Below are 20,168 nucleotides of genomic sequence, written 5' to 3' on the forward strand. Positions count from 1 at the left end.
ACCCTCACAAACGGAAAGACGGCGCCCCCGCCGTCCACGTGAGCCTACCTGGGCGCTCATCGCGACGAACGACAAACGAACACCGTCACACTGCTGGTCCTGCCCGAGCCGATCCGGGCGATGATTGCGGCCAGCGGTTGCTCGCCGCGCAGCTTGAGCCTCTTGCGCACCGCGTCCGGGTCGACGTCCACACCACGCACCAGAATCTCCAGCGCCCCGCAGTTCAGCGTCGCCAATGCCTGCCGGAGTCGTCGCTCGTCGAAGGGCAGCTGATGCAGCACCTCGAAACCGCGCACGCCAGGCGGCAGCCGGTCGCCGGACAGATAGGCGATGTCCGGGTCGAGTTGCCACAACCCGTGCCGCGCACCGTAGTGGCGCACCAGACCCGCCCGCACCACCGCGCCGTCCGGGTCGACGATCCACCGGCCGACGGGTCGCACACCGCAGTCGTCCGGCTCGGCGTCGGTGATGTGTTCATGGCGGTCAAGAAGGCTGGCTCGCCGTCGCACACCCAGTTCGGCCACACCGGCCGACCACAAGCATGCTTCCCGAACCGACCCGCCAAACGAGCTCACCTCGATCTCCCCGTCGAAGCCGAGCTGCCGAACCGCGTCGAAATCGATTCCAGGAGCACACTTTACGACGACGTCCCGGTCGCGGTAGACGTCGAACACCTGGTCCAGCGCGGGTTGGTAATCGCGCGGGTTGAAGCGCCGCCGCCCGTCGGCGCGCCGGGCCGGGTCGACGACGACGGTGGTGCCGCGGGTTACCGGGTGCAGCGCGTCGGCCCGGCACAGATAAACCTCACCGGCCACATTGTGTCGCGCCATCCCCAGCCGCACCGAGTCGATGTCGCTGCCCACCACCCGGGCCGCCGACCGGTGCAGCGCGGCGAGTTCGGTGCCGATCGAGCACGTCACGTCGTGGACCAGGTGGCCGGCCAGCCGCTGCGCCCGGTGCGCCGCCACCGGGGCAGCGCTGGCTTGCTGCAGCGCTTCGTCGGTGAACAGCCAGTCACCGGTACCCGGCAATTTGGCCTCCGCGCGCCGACGCAGCAACACCGTTTCCACCAGCACCGGTGTGCGCTCTCCGAATCGCGCGCGGATCGCTGCGATGTCGGCCACCCGGTCGGTCAACGCGAACCCGGCAACCACGCGCAGCGCCGCCGAACCGGCATCCGACGTCAGGTAGCCGACGTCGTCGAGCCCGAAGTTCAGGACGGCTTGATCCCGGTGATCATCACGTTGTAGAACCAGCCCTTCGGCACCACCTGCCGCCAAAGGTTCTCGTCGACCCAGCTCAGCGTCTTCCAGCTGCCGAACGCGAATTTCGCCCAGCCCCAGCCCAGCCGGCCGGGCGGCACCGCGGCCTCGAAGGTGCGCACCGGCCAGCCCAGCATCGCGGCGGTGAACTCCTCGCTGGCGGTTTCGACGTCGACTGCACCCGCGTTGACGGCCATCTGCTCCAGGTCTGCCGGGGCAAACGTGTGCAAATCGACGACGGCCTCCAGCGCCGCGGCCCGCGACGATTCGTCGAGTTCGGCTTGCGGGCGCCGCCAGCTGCCCAAGCCCGGCAGCTTGGTGGCGTTGGTGGTGACGCGCCAGGTCAGCGTCGACAGCGCGCGAGCGTAGCCGTTGCCGACGGTGGTGGGCTCGCCGGCGAAGACGAACCGACCACCCGGACGCAACACCCGCAGCACCTCCCGCAGCGACAGCTCGACGTCGGGGATGTGGTGCAGCACCGCGTGGCCGACCACCAGGTCGAACGTGTCGTCGTCGTAGGGGATGCCCTCGGCGTCGGCGACCCGCCCGTCGATGTCCAGACCCAGCGACTGCCCGTTGCGGGTGGCGACTTTGACCATGCCCGGAGACAGGTCGGTCACCGACCCGCGTCGCGCGACCCCGGACTGGATCAGGTTGAGCAAGAAAAACCCAGTGCCACAACCCAATTCGAGCGCACGGTCATAGGGCAGCCGACGGATCTCGTGGTCGGGAACGATGGCGTCGAACCGGCCGCGGGCGTAGTCGACGCAACGCTGGTCATAAGAGATCGACCACTTCTCGTCGTAGTTTTCGGCTTCCCAGTCGTGGTAGAGCACCTGTGCGAGCTTGCTGTCGTGCCGGGCAGCCTCCACTTGCTCGGCCGTGGCATGCGGCTGGGGAGACGGATCGATACTCGTCATGGTGGCCCAGCCTATCGGCCGGGCTGCTCGGCGAGGCCGCCGAGGCTGGCCCTGAACACCTCGACGTAGCGGCTGCGCTCGGCGGCCCCCCGCTCGGCAGGGCTGCGGTCGTAGACGTCGTCGATCCCGGCTTTGGCCGCGGCCAGCGCCGGCTGCGGGCGGTCGATGAACCGGTTGGCCCACGCTGCGGCGGCGTCGTAGACGTCGTCGGGGGCCACCATGTCGTCGACCAGCCCCAAGGCCAGCGCTTCCTCGGCGTCGAAGAAACGCCCGCTGTACACCAGCTCCTTGGCCCGGCTGACGCCGACCGTGCGGGTCAGCCGCGCCATGCCGGCACCGTCGGGGATCAACCCGGCCAGGATCTCCGTCGCGCCGAGCCGGACGTTGTCACCGCTGACCCGCCAATCGGCGGCCAGCGCCAGCGTCAACCCGGCACCGAGCGCGTAGCCGGTGACCGCGGCCACGGTGGGTTTGGGGATCGCTGCGACCGCGTCGAGGCCGTCGCGGCGCGCCCGGATCCAGGTCTCGACCTCGGCCGGGCTCAGCGCCCGCAAGGCTGCCATGTCGTCGCCGGCGGAAAAGATCTCGTGGCCGCCGAACAGGACCACCGCGGTGACGTCGTCGCGCCGCCCCACCTCACCGGCGGCCTCGGCGAGCTCACGGTAGATCTGGCGGGTCATCGCGTTGGTGGGCGGCCGCGAGAGCACCACGGTGGCGATGCCGGGGCGGGCGACATCGGAGTGGACGCTGACGAACTCCCTCATGGCCACCGCTTGCCCCGCGCCTGGTTATAGCGGTCGGAGTCGAAGAACTCGATTTCGAAGTTGTCGCCCTTGATCGCCATGTCGGGCTGCACTGCGACGATCTGGCGTTCCACGGCCAGCACGTCGGCGACGCTGTGGCCGGCCAGCGAGTCCAGCTGCGTCCAGGTCGGCGGCAACAAAAAGGTCCGGCCGGCCGCGAAATCTTCGATAGCCGCCTCCGGGGTGGTCCACCCGGCCCGGTCGGATTCGGTGTTCTCCCCGTCGGCGCGTTGGCCCGCGGGCAGGGCGCCGACGAAGAAGTAGGTGTCGTAGCGGCGGGTCCGTTCGGCCTCGGGCGTGACCCAGTTCGCCCACGGCCGCAGCAGGTCCGCATGCAGCACCAGGTTTTCGGTGCGCAGGAAGTCCGCGAACGACAACGTGCCCGCGGCCAGCGCGAGCCGCGATTCCCGATAGACCGACGCGTCGCCGACGACGCTTTCCGGGTCGTCGGCCGGGCCGGCGAACAACACGCCGGACTCTTCGAAGGTCTCGCGGGCGGCTGCGCACACCAGCGCTTCGGCCAGGTCGGGGTCGATACCGAACCGCCGCGCCCACCAGCCCGGACCTGGCCCGGCCCAAGCGATTTCGGCGTTGCGGTCGCGGTCGTCGACGCCGCCGCCTGGAAACACCATCACGCCGGCAGCAAAGTGCATCCCCGCATGCCGCCGCATCAGAAAGACATCGAGCCCTTGGGTGTTGTCGCGGATCAGCATCACCGTCGCCGCGGGCCGCACGGGCAATGGCGTGCTCACAAGTGCCTCCGGTGGGCTGCGCGGGTGCGGGTGCGCCGGGCGAAGTAGCGCCCGTCGATGACGTCCACGGCGATCGACTGGCCGAACGCCGCGGACAGATTTTCGGCGGTCAACACATCTGCCAGTAGACCCGATGCGACGATCTGCCCCTCCGATAGCAGCATGCAGTGGCTGAACCCCGGTGGAATCTCTTCGACGTGGTGGGTGACCAGCACCAGGGCCGGCGCGTCCGGATCGGCGGCCAGATCGGTCAGCCGGGTAACCAGCTCCTCACGCCCGCCCAGGTCCAGACCGGCCGCGGGCTCGTCGAGCAACAGCAGCTCGGGATCGGTCATCAGCGCTCGGGCGATCAGCACCCGCTTGCGCTCCCCCTCCGACAGGGTCTCGTAGCTGCGGTCGGCCAGATGTTCGGCGCCGAGGCTTTCCAGCATGTCGATCGCGCGGTGGTAGTCGACATCGTCGTAGCGCTCCCGCCAGCGGCCCAGCACCGCGTAGCCCGCCGAGACCACCAAGTCGCGGACCACTTCGGCGCCCGGCACCCGCTGCGCCAGCGCCGACGAGCTCAACCCCACCCGGGCCCGCAATTCCGACATGTCGACTCGGCCCAGCCGCTCACCGAGCACATAGGCGACGCCCGACGACGGGTGTTCGGCGGCGGCGGCGATGCGCAGCAGCGATGTCTTGCCGGCGCCGTTGGGGCCGATAATCACCCAGCGTTCGTCGAGCTCCACCGCCCAATCGACCGGCCCGACCAGGGTTTGGCCGCTGCGGCGCAACGAAACCTCGCGGAAGTCGATCAGCAGGTCGGGGTGCGCTGCGTCGCTGATCTGGTCGGGCACCCGACCATCGTGCCGTACGCGGTCCGCGCTGCGTTGCCCGACCCGTGGTGGTGAAGTGCCGCGAAAGTGCAGTTATCGACGTCGCCACTTGGAAAACGCGCCGGTAGTTGCACTTTCGCGGGCCGACGGCGCAGCTACTCGGGCGGGATATCGACGCGGCGCAGCACGCCGTCGACCGCGTCGGCGGCCTCGATCTCACCGCGGGTGACCCCGAGAATGAACAACACGGTGTCGAGGTAGGGGTAGCTCAGCGACGCGTCGGCGACCTCTCGCAGCGCCGGTTTGGCGTTGAAGGCGATGCCCATCCCGGCGGTGGCCAGCATGTCGATGTCGTTGGCGCCGTCACCGACGGCGACGGTCTGCTCCAGCGGGATCCCGGCCTGGTGCGCGAAGTCACGCAACGCCTTGGCTTTTCCGGCCCGGTCGATGATCGGTCCGGCGACCCGCCCGGTGAGTGTGCCTTCGACGATCTCCAACTCGTTGGAGGCGACGAAGTCCAGCATCAGCTCGTGGGCAAGCGGTTCGATCACCTGCCGGAAGCCGCCGGACACCACGCCAATGTGAAATCCCAACCGCCGCAAGGTGCGCAGCGTGGTGCGAGCTCCCGGAGTGAGCTCCAGCTGAGCGGCGACGTCGTCGAGCACGCTGGCGGGCAGGCCGGCCAGCGTGGCGACCCGCTGCTGCAGCGACTCGGTGAAGTCGAGTTCGCCGCGCATCGCTGCGTCGGTGATGGCCGCCACCTCGTCTTGGGCTCCGCTGCGGGCGGCCAGCATCTCGATCACCTCGCCCTGGATCAGGGTCGAGTCGACGTCGAACACGATGAGCCGCTTGGCGCGCCGCGACAGGCTGTAGTCCTCCACCGCCACGTCGACACCCGCGTCGGCGGCCACCCGCGTCAGCGCGGCCTGCAGCTTGCCGCCGACGCCCGGCGGCGCAGAGACCTGCAGTTGCAGACCGGTGACCGGGTAGTCGGACACGCCGCGGATGACGTCGAGGTTGACGCCCAGCGCGGCCACCTCCTGAGCTACCGCACCGAAGGCCCCGGCGGTGATCGGCCGGCCCAAAACCACGATGGTGTGGGTCGAGGGCTCCCGGATGACCGGCAGATCGTCGCTGCGCTCGATCGTGACGTCCAGGCCCACCCGGCGGATGGCCGCCTCGACGTCATCGCGCAGCGCCTGGCCCTCGGCCACTTCCACCGTGGCCGACACCAGCACGCCCAGTGTCAGCCGGCCGCGGATGACCACCTGTTCGACATTGAGCAGCTCAACCTTGTGCTCGGAGAGGACTTCGAACAGCGCTGACGTCACGCCTGGCTGGTCGACACCGGTGACGGTGATCAGCACCGGCACCTTGGCGGGCGTACTCACCCGCGGCTGTGGCCGCTATCGCTCATCAGGTGCGAACGCTCACGTCGTCGGCTTCGGTGACGTCGCCGCCCTCGGGATGTGGCCCCCGGCCGATGTGCGCTTCGGCGCGCAGCCGTTCCACCATGTGCGGGTAGTGCAACTCGAAGGCCGGGCGCTCGGAGCGGATGCGGGGCAACTCGTGGAAGTTGTGCCGCGGCGGCGGGCAACTGGTCGCCCACTCCAGCGAGTTGCCGTACCCCCACGGGTCGTCGACGGTGACGACTTCGCCATAGCGCCAACTCTTGAAGACGTTCCACACGAACGGCAGCATCGATGCCCCGAGGATGAACGCCCCGATCGTCGAGACGATGTTGTACATCTGGAAGCCGTCGGTGGGCAGGTAGTCGGCGTAGCGGCGCGGCATACCGGCGTCGCCCACCCAGTGCTGGATCAAGAACGTGGTGTGAAAACCGATGAACGTCAACCAGAAATGCAGCTTGCCCAGCCGCTCGTCGAGCAGCCGTCCGGTCATCTTCGGGAACCAGAAGTACACCCCGGCGAAAGTGGAGAACACGATCGTGCCAAACAGCACGTAGTGGAAGTGCGCGACCACGAAGTAGGTGTCGGTGACGTGGAAGTCCAGCGGCGGGCTGGCCAGCAGCACACCGGTCAGACCGCCGGCCAGGAAGGTGACCGCGAAACCGATCGAGAACAGCATCGGCGTCTCGAACGTCATCTGACCCTTCCACATAGTGCCGATCCAGTTGAAGAATTTGATTCCGGTCGGCACCGCGATCAGGTACGTCATGAACGAAAAGAACGGCAGCAGAACAGCTCCGGTGGCGAACATGTGGTGCGCCCACACGGCGACCGACAACGCGGCGATCGACATCGTCGCGTACACCAGCGTGGTGTAGCCGAAGATCGGTTTGCGGGCGAAGACGGGGAAGATCTCGGTGACGATGCCGAAGAACGGCAGCGCCACGACGTAGACCTCCGGGTGCCCGAAGAACCAGAACAAATGCTGCCACAACAAAACTCCGCCATTGGAGGCGTCGTAGATGTGCGCACCCAGGTGCCGGTCGGCGGCCAACCCGAACAGTGCGGCGGTCAGCAGCGGGAAGATCATCAGCACCAGAATCGACGTGATCAGGATGTTCCAGGTGAAGATCGGCATCCGGAACATGGTCATCCCCGGGGCGCGCATGCAGACCACCGTGGTGATCATGTTGACCCCACCCAGGATGGTGCCCAGACCTGCGACGATCAGGCCCACAATCCACAGGTCGGGCCCGGCGCCGGGTGAGTGGATGGCGTCGGTCAACGGGGTGTAGGCGGTCCATCCGAAGTCCGCAGCTCCACCCGGGGTGATGAAGCCCGCCATTCCGATCAGCGCGCCGAACAGGAACAGCCAGTAGGAGAACGCGTTCAGTCGCGGGAACGCGACGTCGGGGGCGCCGATTTGCAGCGGCAGCACCAGGTTGGCGAACCCGAACACGATCGGGGTGGCATAGAACAGCAGCATGATCGTGCCGTGCATGGTGAACAGCTGGTTGAACTGCTCGTTCGACAGGAACTGCAGACCCGGCGCGGCGAGCTCGGTGCGCATCAGCAGCGCCATCAGCCCGCCGATGAAGAAGAAGGCGAAACAGGTGACGACGTACATGATGCCGATCAGCTTGTGATCGGTGGTGGTCACCAGCTTGTAGACCAGGTTGCCTTTGGGTCCCGTCCGGGCCGGGTAGGGGCGACTGGCCTCAAGTTCTCCCAGCGGGGGCGCTTCGGTTGTCAAGAGCTCCTCCAAACGTCGAACAAGGCACCGGGATTCTCACTGAATCCTAACCTCTGATCGGTCGCGTGACGGGCCGGGTCCTACAAACTGTCGTAATTGGCGGGGCGGCCTCGTCGCGCTGGTCGCGAGCTGCGCGGATGTTACCGTCGGACGCGTGCTGTTCAGCGGTGTCCGACCAGGCCTTGCGCTTGCCGCAGCCGCTGGTGCGACGGCAATTTCGGTCACGTTGTGCACTAGTTGCAGCTCCGGGGGGCGACCGCCGCCGGAGGCGTCGCGATCGGTGATCACCAGCACCACCCAGATCGCCGGCGCCGGCGTGCTGGGCAACCACCGCAGACCCGACGAGTCGTGTGCAAATCAACCGGCTCAGGTCGATCCGGGCTCATCGATGCGGCAGGCACACAACGCTGCGGGCGTGAACCCCGAGGTGGTCGACGTGCACGCCGATCCGCAGCGCATCGTCGCGTTGTCCGGAGATGCGCTCGACGCGCTGTGCGCGCTGGGCCTGCAGTCCCGCATCGTTTCGGCTGCCTTGCCCGACGGCTCGTCGAGCCAGCCGTCGTATCTAGGCACAGTCGTGCACGACCTGCCCGGGGTGGGCACCCGCAGCGCTCCAGACGTGGCCGCGATCGCCGCGGCCAAGCCGGATCTGATCCTCGGCTCGCAAGCCGTGACGCCGCGGCTCTACCCGCAGTTGGCGGCCATTGCCCCGACCGTGTTCACCGCGGCGCCAGGAGCTGCCTGGCAGGACAACCTGCGCGGGATCGGGGCAGCCACCGGTCGCGCCGACGCCGCGGCTGGGTTGATTCGTGATTTCACCGCCCGGGCCGGCGAAACCGGCGCCGCACACGACGCCGCCCACTTCCAGGCATCGGTCGTGCAGTTCACCGAGAGCAGCGTACGGGTGTACGGCGCCGACAACTTCCCGGCCAGTGTGCTGAAGGCCGTCGGGGTCGATCGGCCACCGGCGCAACGCTTCACCGACAAGCCCTATATCGAGATCGGGACCACCGACGCCAACCTGGCCGGCACGCCGGATCTCAGCGCGGCCGACGCCGACATTGTCTATGTGTCTTTCGCGTCACCGGCCGCCAAAGACCGCGCACCGACCGTGCTCGAAAGCGATGCCTGGCGCAAGCTGTCCGCCTACCGCGACAACCGGGTGTTCATCGTCAACAACGAGGTGTGGCAGACCGGGCAGGGCCTTATCGCCGCCCGCGGCGTGGTCGACGACCTGCGCTGGGTCAACGCGCCGATCAACTGACGACCGATCACGCCCACGAGCGTCACGCCAGCGTGACGCTGGGCGGTGGACGGCTGTGAGATTGCCCTCACGAGGAAGAAATACATAGGTTACCTAGGCTATTCTGGCTAGGTCCGTCTTACTCGGACTTCTCAATCTGATGCTGCGATCCGCGTAATCAAGAGGTTTGTGATGAGCACTGTTTCCGCCTATGCCGCCACGTCAGCGACCGAGCCGCTGACCAAGACGACGATCACCCGCCGCGACCCGGGGCCCCACGATGTGGCCATCGACATCAAGTTTGCCGGCATCTGCCACTCCGATATCCACACTGTCAAAGCCGAATGGGGTCAACCGAACTACCCGGTGGTGCCCGGCCACGAGATCGCCGGCGTGGTGACGGCCGTGGGCTCGGAGGTCACCAAGCACAAAGTGGGCGACCGCGTCGGGGTCGGCTGTTTCGTGGACTCCTGCCGTGAGTGCAGCAGTTGCCGGGCCGGCCTGGAGCAGTACTGCAAGCAGGGACCGATGGGCACCTACAACAGCGTCGACCGGGACGGCCAGCCGACCCAGGGTGGTTACAGCGGCGCGATCGTCGTCGACGAGAACTACGTGCTGCGCATCCCCGACGCGCTGCCGCTGGACGCCGCGGCGCCGCTGCTGTGCGCCGGCATCACGCTGTATTCCCCACTGCGGCACTGGAATGCCGGGCCGGGCAAGCGGATCGCGGTGATCGGCCTGGGCGGTCTGGGACACATGGGCGTCAAGCTGGCTACCGCGATGGGCGCCGAAGTCACGGTGCTGTCGCAGTCGCTGAAGAAGATGGAAGACGGCCTGCGCCTGGGCGCAAAGCATTACTACGCCACCTCGGATCCTGAGACCTTCAAGACGCTGCGCGACGGCTTCGATCTGATCATCAACACCGTCTCGGCCAACCTCGATCTCAGCGAATACCTGAAACTGCTCGATGTCGACGGGACCATGGTCGAGCTCGGGATGCCCGAGCACCCGATGGAAGTCCCGGCGTTCCCGCTGGCAGCCTGGCGGCGCAGCCTGTCCGGTTCGCTGATCGGCGGTATCGCCGAGACGCAGGAGATGTTGGACTTCTGCGCCGAGCACAACGTGACGCCCGAAATCGAGGTCATCGAACCCGACTACGTCAACGTGGCCTACGAGCGGGTGCTGGCCAGCGACGTGCGCTACCGCTTCGTGATCGACACGTCGACGCTCTAAGCGCTTTCAGCGTCGACCTCGACCCCGACCAGCGGCCAGCCGGCCGCGGCCAGGATCCCGGCGACGCGCTGGATGTTTTCCGGACCGGCGTCGTAGTGCGTCATGTCCGAGATGAACTCGGCGATCTCGTCGTGGTGAATCTGGCCGCCCTCCAACGCCTTTGATCCGCCGACGGTGATGTTATGCACCACCTCGGCGACCTGCTCTTCGGTCAGCGGAGTGCTGCGCAGCAGCGCCAGCAACGGAACCCGGTCCGGTCCGGGCACACCGTCGGGATAACCGACTTGCAGCCAACGAAGCACCGAGCTGAGAAACGAAGTGGTAGCCACGGTGTCTAGTGTGCCGCCGCCACGGTGACCAGCGCTACTGACACGCAGTGTGACCCACACAATTGATATGTCGTTCACAGGCTTTCGCGGGGGAAGGCTAGATTCCAGTCCAACGCGCAGACTTCGGCTGTTCATCGGCGGCCGGTGGCCGGGGCGAGGCGCGCCATCCCGCGGATAAGCCACGGTGCGCGCGTTGCGATCAGCTCCACGGCGCGGTCCGAGCGGTGCATCGCGGTCCGACGGCCCGGCGTCGGCATTGCCGCCAGTTCCGCCTCCGGCGATCCAGCCCGCGGGCCGCGGCGATCCACAGCCAGCAGTTGCCAAATGCCCGGCACGCCACGCAATTCGACGTTGCCCCGGTCCTCGAAGCCGGCGCCCGAGCCGACGACCAAGTCACGCACGGTGCGGGACACGAGAATGTCGCCCGCGCCTGCGTACCCGAGGATCCGCGCCGCGATGTGTACCGCGATCCCCCCGATGTCGTTGTCGAGTAACTCGCATTCGCCGGTGTGGATGCCGACGCGAATCTGGATGCCCAGGGTCTCGGCGTCAGCGCGCAACGCCTCGGCGCAGCGGATGGCCTGCGTCGGGCCGTCGAAGGTGGTGAGATGGCCGTCGCCGGTGCTTTTGACCACCGTGCCGCCGAACCGTTGCGTGAGGTCGGCGGTGATCTCACCAAAGCGGTGCAGCACCGCACGCCACTGCTCATCGCCCGCTGCCGCGGCGTGTTCGGTCGAGGCGACCATGTCGGTGAACAAGACGGTGCGCAGCGCGCGATGCGACTGTGCCGGCGCGGCATGGCTGCCGGTGAGGAACTCCTCGATGCCCGTCAGGATCTTGTCGGGCTCGGTTAAGAACGGTGCGTGGTCCACGCCCTCGACCTCGAGGTAGCGCGCGCCGGGGATGTGGTCGGCGAGATACCGGCCGCCCTGCACCGGGACCGCGGGATCTTCGCGGGCGTGGATGACCAGGGTCGGCACGGTGATCGTCGGCAGGATCGGCCGCAGGTCAGTCAGAAAGGCTGCTTCGAATGACGCGCGCGCCATTCCCGGGCTCGCGCTCATACGCTCCAACATTGCGAGCTGGCGTATCGACCGGACCGACGGCGAGCTGATGCTGGCTGCCGCACCGGTACCCCACCCCGAGCGCACGGCGCGGCCGGCTTCTAGCCAGCGGGTGAGTTGTTCAATCGACGGCGTGTAGGTCTCACCCAGCTCGGACAGGAAACGCGCCCGCAGCTGGCCGGGGTCGCGATCCATGTCGTCCCACACGCCTGGATTGAATGCGTATGTGCCGCAGAGGATCAGCGCCCGCACACGCTCCGGGCGCGCGGCCGCGAACATCATCGACGCCGGTCCACCGTCACTTAGACCGGAGATGACCGCCTGTCCGAAGCCGACGGCGTCCATCACGGCCTCGATCTCGGTCACCCGATCATCCAGCGTGCGAACTTTCGGCACCGGGTCGGACAGCCCGACCCCGGCCTTGTCGAACAAAAGGACGCGACAGAACGTGGCGAGCTGCTCCATGAACGCTTTGTATTGCGGCAGAGTCCAGGCCAGCTCGAGGTGGCTGACGAACGGTCCGACGACGACGAGCTCGACAGGCGCGTCACCGACTACCTGATACGCCAAGCTGAGATCGCCACACGATGCGTATGACGTTTCCGTCACCGGTTGAGCGTACTGCCGATCTCGCTGCTCGGCGGGCCTACCAGCCTCTTTAGAAGTCCCAGTCCTCGTCCTCGGTGACGACGGCCTTGCCGATCACATACGACGAGCCCGAGCCGGAGAAGAAGTCGTGGTTCTCGTCGGCGTTGGGCGACAGCGCCGACAGGATCGCCGGGTTGACGTCGGTCTCGTCCCGCGGGAACAGCGCCTCGTAACCGAGGTTCATCAGCGCCTTGTTGGCGTTGTAGCGCAAGAACTTTTTGACGTCCTCGGTCAGCCCGACTTCGTCATACAGGTCCTGGGTGTACTCCACCTCGTTGTCGTAGAGCTCGAAGAGCAACTCGTAGGTGTAGTCCTTCAATTCGGTTTGGGTGGCCGGGTCTTCGAGCGCCAAACCGCGCTGGAACTTGTAGCCGATGTAGTAGCCGTGCACGGCTTCGTCACGAATGATCAGCCGGATCATGTCGGCGGTGTTGGTCAGCTTGGCCCGGCTCGACCAGTACATCGGAAGGTAGAAGCCGGAGTAGAACAAGAAGCTCTCCAGCAGCGTGGAGGCCACCTTGCGCTTGAGCGGCTCGTCGCCCTTGTAGTACTGCATGACGATCTCGGCCTTGCGCTGCAGGTTGGGGTTCTCCTCCGACCAGCGGAAGGCGTCGTCGATCTCGGCCGTCGAGCACAGCGTGGAGAAGATGTTGCTGTAGCTGCGCGCGTGCACCGACTCCATGAACGCGATGTTGGTGTAGACGGCTTCCTCGTGCGGCGTCAGCGCGTCGGGAATCAGGCTGACCGCGCCGACGGTGCCCTGGATGGTGTCCAGCAGGGTCAGCCCGGTGAACACCCGCATGGTCATCTGCTTCTCGTGGGCGGTCAACGTGCCCCAGGACGGCAGGTCGTTGGACACCGGCACCTTCTCCGGCAACCAGAAGTTGCCGGTCAGCCGGTCCCAGACCTCGGCGTCCTTCTCGTCTTGCACCCGGTTCCAGTTGATCGCCGAGACCCGGTCGATCAGCTTCAGTTTTTCGGTCACCAGAACCCCACTTCACCAGGACGGATTGTCAGCCGTGTTCGGACCTCAAACACTACCCCTGGGGTGCGACAAGTAGCCGCAACACCAGAAGTTGTGTTGCCGTGTCGCGCGGCCCGCCCGGGTTCGACCGCCGCGCGCGGGGGTATGGCAAGTGCCGTGGACATCCTCGGCCCGGCTACGCATGCCGCACAACGCCTTGTTTCCCTCTACCGCCGAACGGGAGCCGACGTGCCGTTCGGCGATCCGCTGCCCTCACATGGCACCGAAATGGAGGGCTGGTTCTGGCGACTTTCCGATCCCTCCGACGGACGCGTGGTCGTCGCGCTGTGCAGCGCAAACCAGCACCCCGCCGGCGACTGGTCGACTGCCGCGATCGCGCTGCATCCCGGCGGCGTGGTGCGTTCTGCTGCGATCGACGACGTCAGTGCCGACCGCACGCAATTTTCGGTCAGCGCCCGCGCGGGCACCGACTTCGTCGAAGCCAACGCCAAGCGGCTGGCGATGGCCATCGGCGACAGCGCGGTGGACCTCACCATTACCCGAGAATTCCGATGGCCGAAGGCATTTGGCGGTGGTGGAGTCGCCTCGTCGGTGCCGTTCTTGAATCAATACTGGCATCCGTACCGACTGGACGCGAAGGCCTCGGGAACAGTGACATGCGAAGACCAACATTGGCGGTTTACCGACGCCACATTGTATTGCGAACGCAACTGGGGTGCCGGTTTCCCACGTCGCTGGTGGTGGGGTCAGGCCCACGACTTCGGCGAAGCCGACGTGTCTGTCGCGTTCCCGGGAGGCCTGTTGGAGTTCGGACCGCTGCGGCAGGAGGTGACCGGAGTTGTTGTGCGACTACAGGATCGGGTCCTGCGCATCACTCCCCCCGCGTGGGTGTCGTCCAGGTGCGATGGACAGCGGTGGCGGGTCGACGCCCGCAGCGCGCGCTATCGCGTTGAGCTAGATGGGTGTGGCGACGACGCGGGGCCCCACGTGCTTCCGGTACCGCTGCCCGCGCAGCGCCGCAACATCGACGCCGACTACGAATATCTGGCCGGCACTTTGCGCTGCACGGTCCGCGAATGGGGCCGTGTCATTTTCGATGGCACGACGCAGTTGGCGGGTCTGGAAATCGGCAGTCGGCCAGCCTAGGCCCCTGTTCAACAGACGGGGCAACATGTACCATTTGGTACATGATTACCGAAGACAGTGTCGAAATCGATGCGTCGCCGCAGCTGGTTTGGCAGGTATTCAGCGACGTCGAGCGCTGGCCTGAGTGGACGGCGTCAGTGACGTCGCTGTCCGCGGTGGACGGCCCCGGGCTCGCGGTCGGCAAGCGGTTCGCGATCAAGCAGCCGCGCATGGCGAAGCTGGTCTGGCAGGTCACCGAGGTCGAGCCGGGCTCGTCGTGGACGTGGGTGCAGCGCGCGCCCGGGGCGTCGACCACCGCGCGCCATGAAGTGATCCCCCAACCCGGCGGCCGCACCCTGGTGCGCCAACAACTCGACCAGCGCGGCCCGCTCGGCACTCTGGTCGCACGGCTGATGAGATCGATGACCAAGCGCTACCTCAAACTGGAGGCCCAAGGGCTCAAGGCCCGGTCTGAGCAACTCAGCCGCGCCAATGCCTCGCACCCCTGACGCGGCACGGCGCCGGCAGCTCCTCGACGCGCTGGTCGCGGAGTTCGCCGCGAGCGGCGTCGGCGACCGTTCGCTGCGCGACGTGGCCGCCGCCGTCGGCACCAGCCATCGAATGTTGCTGCACCACTTCGGCTCTCGAGAGGACCTGCTCGTGGCGATCGTCGAGGAGGTCGAGCACCGCCAGATGGCGCTCTTGCGCGACCTGCCCACCGAGCCGGCCGAGGGCTTTGCCGCAATGTGGGCCGACCTGCAACGGCCCGAACTGCGGCAATTCGAGCGCCTCTTCTTTGAGTGTTACGCCCGCGCCGCCCAGGGCGAAAAGCCTTTCGCCCGAATGGTTCCCGGCGCCGTCGACAGCTGGCTGGCCGAGGCCCAGGACCTCGACGGCACGGTCGACCCCGCCATGGCGAGGCTCGGGCTGGCCGTCATTCGCGGGCTCCTGCTGGACCTCGTGGCCACCGACGACGAAGCCGGCGTCGACGCGGCCGCTGCGGCTTTCGCTCGCCTACTGGGCGGTGACGGCCTTGCGGGCGGCGCGTGAGCCCTCGCCGACTCCGAAGAACTGGTACTCGGCGGGCCGCAGTGAGCGGGTGCCGAGCCAGTACTGCCAGGTGTAGCCGCCCCACAGCACGGTGTTCTTGCCGTGCTCGTCGAGATACCAGCTGCTGCAGCCGCCGCTGTTCCACACGGAGGGACCCAGCATGCGCTGCAACTCCGCGTTGAATCGGTCCTGCGCGGCGCGCGTCGGCGCCAGCGCCTGCGCACCCCGCTTGTCGCAGGTCTTAATCGCATCGGCGACGTAGCGGATCTGCGATTCGATCATGAACACCACCGAGTTGTGTCCCAGGCCGGTGTTCGGCCCCAACAGGAAGAACAGGTTGGGGACGTCGGCGACGGTGATGCCGCGGTGGGCGCCCAGCCCTTCCCGGTTCCAGCGGTCGATCAAGTCCTCCCCGTGCATTCCCTTGATCTGCACGTAGGTGTAGGAATCGGTGACGTGAAAGCCGGTGCCGTAGACGATCACGTCGACCTGCCGCTCGGTGCCATCAGCCGTCACGATCCCGGTGGGCGTGATGCGGGAGATGGGGTCGGTGACCAGTTCGGTCTTGGGGTCGGCGACTGCACCGTAGTACGTGGAGGAGTTCAGGATCCGCTTGCAGCCGATGCGGTAGTTCGGGGTCAGCTTGCGGCGCAGCTCGCGGTCCTTGACCGATCGGCGAATGTTGTACTTGGCGTAGGCCTCGATGAACTTCAGCAGGTTCGGCCTCTTGGTCATGCCGATGGCCAGCGCCTCGTGCCCCCAGTAGATCGCGAGGCGCACCAGCGCCCGCAGCCCCGGAACGTTTTCCATTGCCCGACGCAGGGTCAGCGGAAGCTCGGGGTTGGCGCGCGGCACCACCCACGGCGGGGTGCGTTGGTAGAGCTGGAGTTCGGCGACCTCGTCGATGATTTCGGGCACGATCTGAATAGCGCTGGCGCCGGTGCCGATCACCGCGACACGCTTGCCGGCTAGCTCGACGTCGTGGTCCCACTGCGCGGAATGAAAAGCGGGACCGCGGAATTCATCGCGGCCCTCGATATCGGGCATCGAGGGGATATGCAGCGCCCCGGCCCCCGAGATGAGGAACTGGGCAACGTATTCACGCCCGTCGGCGGTGAATACGTGCCAGCGGAGTTCGTCGTCGTCCCAGTGGCCACGATCGACCAGGGAATTGAACACGATGTGGCGGCGCAACCCGTACTTCTCGGTGACGCCCTTGAGGTAGTCCCAGATCTCGGGCTGATAAGAGAACGGGTTCTTCCAATCCGGCTTGGGCTCAAAGGAAAACGAATAGAGGTGCGACGGGATGTCACATGCGCACCCCGGATAGCTGTTGTCTCGCCAAGTGCCCCCGATGTCGCCGGCCTTCTCCAGGATGACGAAGTCCACCCCCTGGCGCTGCAGCGCGATGGCCATGCCCAGGCCGGAAAAGCCGGTCCCGATGATGACTGCGCGGGTATGTACGGGACTCTGCTGCGCCTGAGTTTGCGGCGTCGCCTCGGTCATCGTCATAAGCGCCGCTCCTCATCGCTTCGCTCTGCATCGTCGTCGACGCGTGTCATAACCGTCGATCCTACCTGGGAACGCCGGTACCGGGTACTTCAGCGCCCGTCGGTCAATAGGGCGATGGATTGACGCAGCTGCTGCTCGGGCGGAGCAGGCGGCAGCGGTGCCTCGGGCCGGGACCGAAACGCGTCGACCATCAACGCTGCGAACCGGCGCCAGGTCTCCGGGGCCGCGCTACCGGTGGTTCTCAGTACGCCGGCGTTGGCCATCAACATGACAACGATGTCGGCGGCGGCGACATCGGGCCGCAGAATGCCCTCGGCCTGTGCCCGTCCAATGAGCAGCCTGACCTTCTCCACGGTCTCGTTGGTGCGCTGCTCGACGACGCTGCTGGCCGGAAACGCGGTGGTCAACAAATCGCGCAGACCAGCATCGCTCGCCTGCAACTCGCACAACTCAAAGACCAACGCCCGAAAGCCCTCCCAGGCGTGGGGATTGTCCAGCGCGCGGTCCACCGCCTCGGTATAGCGGGACATGTTGCGCTCGAACGCGGCGGCCGCCAGATCAGCGCGGGTGGGGAAGCGCCGGTAGAGCGTGGCCACACCTACCCCGGCGCGGCCGGCGATCTCTTCCAGCGGCACCGACAGGCCACGCTCGGCGAACAACTCGGCGGCCGCGGCCAAAATCCGGTCCCGGTTGAGTTTCGCGTCGGCCCGAAGTGGCCTGGCTCCCTTCGCGCGCCCGGATGCGCCTGAAATCACAGGCCAACCATACCTACTGAACTGGAGGGTGGCATCCACTTATGCGTATCGTCGAGCTGACGTAAGTGGTAACCACCCTCCACATATGAATGGAGCACATACATGGCCGTCACCCTGACCGCCCCCGAACTCACCCGCGGAGCCCGGCACCGGGCGCCCGGCCACCGTGGGATACGGGGCAATCCGTGGTGGACGTTGATCGCCGTGTCGATCGGCGTCATCATGGTGGGCCTCGACGCATCCGTGGTAGCCATCGCCAACCCGCGCATCGCCACCGATCTGCGGGCATCGCTGTCGGACCTGCAGTGGATCACCGATGCCTACATGCTCGCGCTGGCGTCGCTGCTGATCTTCGGCGGAAAACTCGGCGACCGCTTTGGGCGCCGGCAGGTGTTCTTCATCGGCGTGGTCGGCTTCGCCGCCACGTCGGTGGGCATTGGCCTGGTCGGCAGCGTCGCCGGCGTCATTGCGCTGCGCACGTTGCAGGGTGTCTTCGGCGCGCTGTTGATGCCGAGCACGCTGGCCATCGTGCGGGCGACGTTCCCGCCCGAGAAGCTCAACACCGCCGTCGGGATCTGGGGTGCCGCATCGGGGGTGTCGATCGCGGCCGGTCCCATCGTCGGCGGGCTGCTGGTCGAGCACGTCAGCTGGGAATCGGTGTTCTACATCAATGCGCCGATCGCCGCCGCTGCGTTGTTGATCGGCGGACGCGCCATCGTCGAGAGTCGCAGCGGCGGCGAACACCGTCTCGACGTCCCCGGCATCACCACGTTGTCCGGCGGCCTGTTCCTGATCGTCTTCGGTCTGATCAAGGCGCAGAACTGGGGCTGGCTGGCGGGTAGCACGCTGCTGGTCCTGCTGGCAGGCTTGGCCGCAGTGGCCGTGTTTGTGCTGATCGAGTTCCGCACAGCTGAACCGCTGCTGCCGATGCGGCTGTTCGCCAACCGGTCGCTGTCGATCGGCACCGCCGTTGTCGTCATCGACTTCTTCGCGCTGTTCGGCGCGGTGTTCTTCCTGTCGCTGTACCTGCAGAACGTGCAAGGCTTCTCCCCCGTCGAAACCGGTGTGCGCACGCTGCCGCTGAGCGTTGCGCTGATGGTCACCGCACCGCTGTCCGGCTGGCTCACCGAGAAGTTCGGTCCGCGCCCGGCGATGGTGGTCGGATTGGCTGCCGTTGCGGCCGGGTTGTTCTCGTTGACGTTCCTGCGAGCCGATTCCGGCTATTCGGCGCTGTGGCCGGCTTTTGTGCTGCTGGGCGCGGGCATCGGCCTGGTGCTGACGGCCAGCTCGGACGCGATCATCGGTAACGCCAGCGTCGACGACGCCGGGGTGGCCGGCGGCTTGCAAAGCACCGCGGTGCAGCTGGGCGGGGTGCTGGGCACGACGATCCTCGGCTCGGTGCTCTCCAGCCGGGTTGGTGCGGTGCTCGTCGACCAGCTCACCGGCGCCGGTACGCCCGCACCGGTGGCGGCAAAGTTGACAGCGGCCAAAGAGCTGGTGGCCCAAGGGGTTTCGCCGACAGCTCCAGGCATCCCGGCGCCGCTGGCACACGCGGTGGCGCAGGGCAGCCACGGCGCGTTCATGGTCGGCCTGCACGCGTCGATGATCGTGGCCGCGGTGGCGGCCGGCATCGGCGCGCTGGTCGCCCTGTTGGTGCGCCGCGGCGAAAACTAGCTCGCGGCGGTGTCGCGCGGCGCCGCCTGGTGAATCGGCAAATCGGGGTTCAGGTCGATGCCGAGTAGCTCGGCGGTGCCGCTGATGACGCCCATCATGATCGTCGTCAGATGCGCCACGAATTCGTCGTGCGGCATGCGACGCGGGCTGTCCGGCTCGGGGCCCAGCCACCAGTCGGTGGCCGATTGCGCCGAACCGAATGCGGCGAATGCGGCGAGTTCGATCGCGGCGGCGTCGAGGTCCATTTCCCGCATCTCGTTGTTGAACATCTCGGCCATCGCCAAGGTGATGCCGCGGCCCTCGTTCAAAGCGCGCATCGTGGACTCGGACCGCTCCGGGAAGCGGCCCTGGATGAAGAACCGCAGCACGTTGGGATGCTGCTCGACGAGGTTGACATACTCCTCGACACTGCGCCGGATAATGTCGCGGGCCGAGCTGGTGGCGAAGTCGACCGATGGAAAGACCGCCGCCCACAACATGTCGCGCAGCCGTTCCCCGATTGCCTGGAACAGATCTGACTTGTCGTGGAAATGCCGGTAGATCTTGGGTTTGGCGGTGCCGGCCTCTTCGGCGATCTCGCGGACGCTGAGATCCGGCCCCAGCCGGTCGATGGCGCGGAAGGCCGCCTCGACGATTTCACCCCGAACCTTTTTGCGGTGCTCGCGCCAACGTTCGCTGCGCGCGTCGACCTTGCCGCCCGGTTTTGCGCCGGGATGGGGCCGGGGAATTCTCACCACGCCAAGCACTGTACCGCTTAGGCCCCGCTGACCTGGGCAGACCGGTCAGTGCTCCTGTCTTCCAACTTCGCCGAGCGTGAAGTGGTTGTGAGACTA

Annotated in this window: 19 protein-coding genes; 6 read left to right on the forward strand and 13 right to left on the reverse strand. The window is 66.9% G+C overall.

Annotation, left to right across the window (positions count from 1 at the left end; genetic code table 11):
- Positions 1 to 56: 56 nt before the first annotated feature.
- From A5707_RS07850 to ctaD, 7 genes are all read right to left on the reverse strand, one after another.
- Entirely contained in the window at positions 57 to 1,256 is a 1,200-nt protein-coding gene (locus A5707_RS07850) for a THUMP-like domain-containing protein (RefSeq protein ID WP_156657681.1), read from the reverse strand.
- Entirely contained in the window at positions 1,214 to 2,182 is a 969-nt protein-coding gene (locus A5707_RS07855; protein WP_065013939.1) for a class I SAM-dependent methyltransferase, read from the reverse strand. Before A5707_RS07855 ends, A5707_RS07850 begins: the two co-directional genes overlap by 43 nt.
- 11 nt (positions 2,183 to 2,193) lie before the next feature.
- The gene (locus A5707_RS07860; RefSeq protein ID WP_065013980.1) at positions 2,194 to 2,946 is read right to left on the reverse strand and encodes an enoyl-CoA hydratase; all 753 of its coding nucleotides are present in this window, start codon (positions 2,944 to 2,946) and stop codon (positions 2,194 to 2,196) included.
- A complete protein-coding gene (locus A5707_RS07865; RefSeq protein WP_065013940.1) occupies positions 2,943 to 3,737 on the reverse strand; it encodes an NUDIX hydrolase in 795 nt (264 codons plus the stop codon). Before A5707_RS07865 ends, A5707_RS07860 begins: the two co-directional genes overlap by 4 nt.
- A complete protein-coding gene (locus A5707_RS07870; protein WP_065013941.1) occupies positions 3,734 to 4,576 on the reverse strand; it encodes an ABC transporter ATP-binding protein in 843 nt (280 codons plus the stop codon). The genes A5707_RS07865 and A5707_RS07870 overlap by 4 nt, the downstream gene beginning before the upstream one ends.
- Positions 4,577 to 4,710: 134 nt before the next feature.
- The gene (serB, locus tag A5707_RS07875) at positions 4,711 to 5,946 is read right to left on the reverse strand and encodes a phosphoserine phosphatase SerB (RefSeq protein WP_065013942.1); all 1,236 of its coding nucleotides are present in this window, start codon (positions 5,944 to 5,946) and stop codon (positions 4,711 to 4,713) included.
- A gap of 25 nt (positions 5,947 to 5,971) precedes the next feature.
- On the reverse strand, positions 5,972 to 7,717 hold the full coding sequence (gene ctaD, locus A5707_RS07880; RefSeq protein WP_065013982.1) for a cytochrome c oxidase subunit I: 1,746 nt from the start codon (positions 7,715 to 7,717) through the stop codon (positions 5,972 to 5,974).
- A gap of 154 nt (positions 7,718 to 7,871) precedes the next feature.
- On the opposite strand from ctaD, the gene A5707_RS07885 reads away from it, so the two are divergent.
- The gene (locus A5707_RS07885) at positions 7,872 to 8,981 is read left to right on the forward strand and encodes an iron-siderophore ABC transporter substrate-binding protein (protein ID WP_065013943.1); all 1,110 of its coding nucleotides are present in this window, start codon (positions 7,872 to 7,874) and stop codon (positions 8,979 to 8,981) included.
- Positions 8,982 to 9,152: 171 nt separating this feature from the next.
- A complete protein-coding gene (locus A5707_RS07890) occupies positions 9,153 to 10,193 on the forward strand; it encodes an NAD(P)-dependent alcohol dehydrogenase (protein WP_065013944.1) in 1,041 nt (346 codons plus the stop codon).
- Here A5707_RS07890 and A5707_RS07895 read toward each other — a convergent pair.
- The 3 genes from A5707_RS07895 to nrdF form a co-directional block, all read right to left on the reverse strand.
- Entirely contained in the window at positions 10,190 to 10,522 is a 333-nt protein-coding gene (locus tag A5707_RS07895; protein WP_232000665.1) for a DUF3349 domain-containing protein, read from the reverse strand. The two genes, A5707_RS07890 and A5707_RS07895, sit on opposite strands and share 4 nt — an antisense overlap.
- Positions 10,523 to 10,653: 131 nt before the next feature.
- A complete protein-coding gene (locus tag A5707_RS07900; RefSeq protein WP_065013945.1) occupies positions 10,654 to 12,195 on the reverse strand; it encodes an adenylate/guanylate cyclase domain-containing protein in 1,542 nt (513 codons plus the stop codon).
- A 49-nt stretch (positions 12,196 to 12,244) separates the two neighbouring features.
- Positions 12,245 to 13,219, reverse strand: coding sequence for a class 1b ribonucleoside-diphosphate reductase subunit beta (nrdF, locus tag A5707_RS07905; protein WP_156657675.1), 975 nt, complete (start codon positions 13,217 to 13,219; stop codon positions 12,245 to 12,247).
- 156 nt (positions 13,220 to 13,375) lie between these two features.
- Between nrdF and A5707_RS07910 the strand changes: the two genes are divergently transcribed.
- The 3 genes from A5707_RS07910 to A5707_RS07920 are packed head-to-tail and all read left to right on the forward strand — an operon-like array spanning position 13,376 to position 15,394.
- On the forward strand, positions 13,376 to 14,365 hold the full coding sequence (locus A5707_RS07910; protein WP_232000666.1) for a tocopherol cyclase family protein: 990 nt from the start codon (positions 13,376 to 13,378) through the stop codon (positions 14,363 to 14,365).
- A 41-nt stretch (positions 14,366 to 14,406) separates the two neighbouring features.
- On the forward strand, positions 14,407 to 14,853 hold the full coding sequence (locus tag A5707_RS07915; protein ID WP_065013947.1) for an SRPBCC family protein: 447 nt from the start codon (positions 14,407 to 14,409) through the stop codon (positions 14,851 to 14,853).
- Positions 14,837 to 15,394, forward strand: a complete 558-nt coding sequence (locus A5707_RS07920; RefSeq protein ID WP_065013948.1) for a TetR/AcrR family transcriptional regulator — start codon at positions 14,837 to 14,839, stop codon at positions 15,392 to 15,394. Before A5707_RS07915 ends, A5707_RS07920 begins: the two co-directional genes overlap by 17 nt.
- Here A5707_RS07920 and A5707_RS07925 read toward each other — a convergent pair.
- Entirely contained in the window at positions 15,359 to 16,906 is a 1,548-nt protein-coding gene (locus A5707_RS07925) for a flavin-containing monooxygenase (protein WP_065013949.1), read from the reverse strand. The genes A5707_RS07920 and A5707_RS07925 overlap by 36 nt on opposite strands.
- 89 nt (positions 16,907 to 16,995) lie before the next feature.
- Positions 16,996 to 17,661, reverse strand: a complete 666-nt coding sequence (locus A5707_RS07930; protein ID WP_065013950.1) for a TetR/AcrR family transcriptional regulator — start codon at positions 17,659 to 17,661, stop codon at positions 16,996 to 16,998.
- A gap of 102 nt (positions 17,662 to 17,763) precedes the next feature.
- Between A5707_RS07930 and A5707_RS07935 the strand changes: the two genes are divergently transcribed.
- Positions 17,764 to 19,335, forward strand: a complete 1,572-nt coding sequence (locus A5707_RS07935; RefSeq protein ID WP_065013951.1) for an MFS transporter — start codon at positions 17,764 to 17,766, stop codon at positions 19,333 to 19,335.
- Here A5707_RS07935 and A5707_RS07940 read toward each other — a convergent pair.
- Positions 19,332 to 20,072, reverse strand: a complete 741-nt coding sequence (locus tag A5707_RS07940) for a TetR/AcrR family transcriptional regulator (RefSeq protein ID WP_065013985.1) — start codon at positions 20,070 to 20,072, stop codon at positions 19,332 to 19,334. The genes A5707_RS07935 and A5707_RS07940 overlap by 4 nt on opposite strands.
- Positions 20,073 to 20,168 lie beyond the last annotated feature (96 nt).

Source organism: Mycobacterium kyorinense (assembly GCF_001672775.1).
Classification (GTDB): Bacteria; Actinomycetota; Actinomycetes; order Mycobacteriales; family Mycobacteriaceae; genus Mycobacterium; species Mycobacterium kyorinense_A.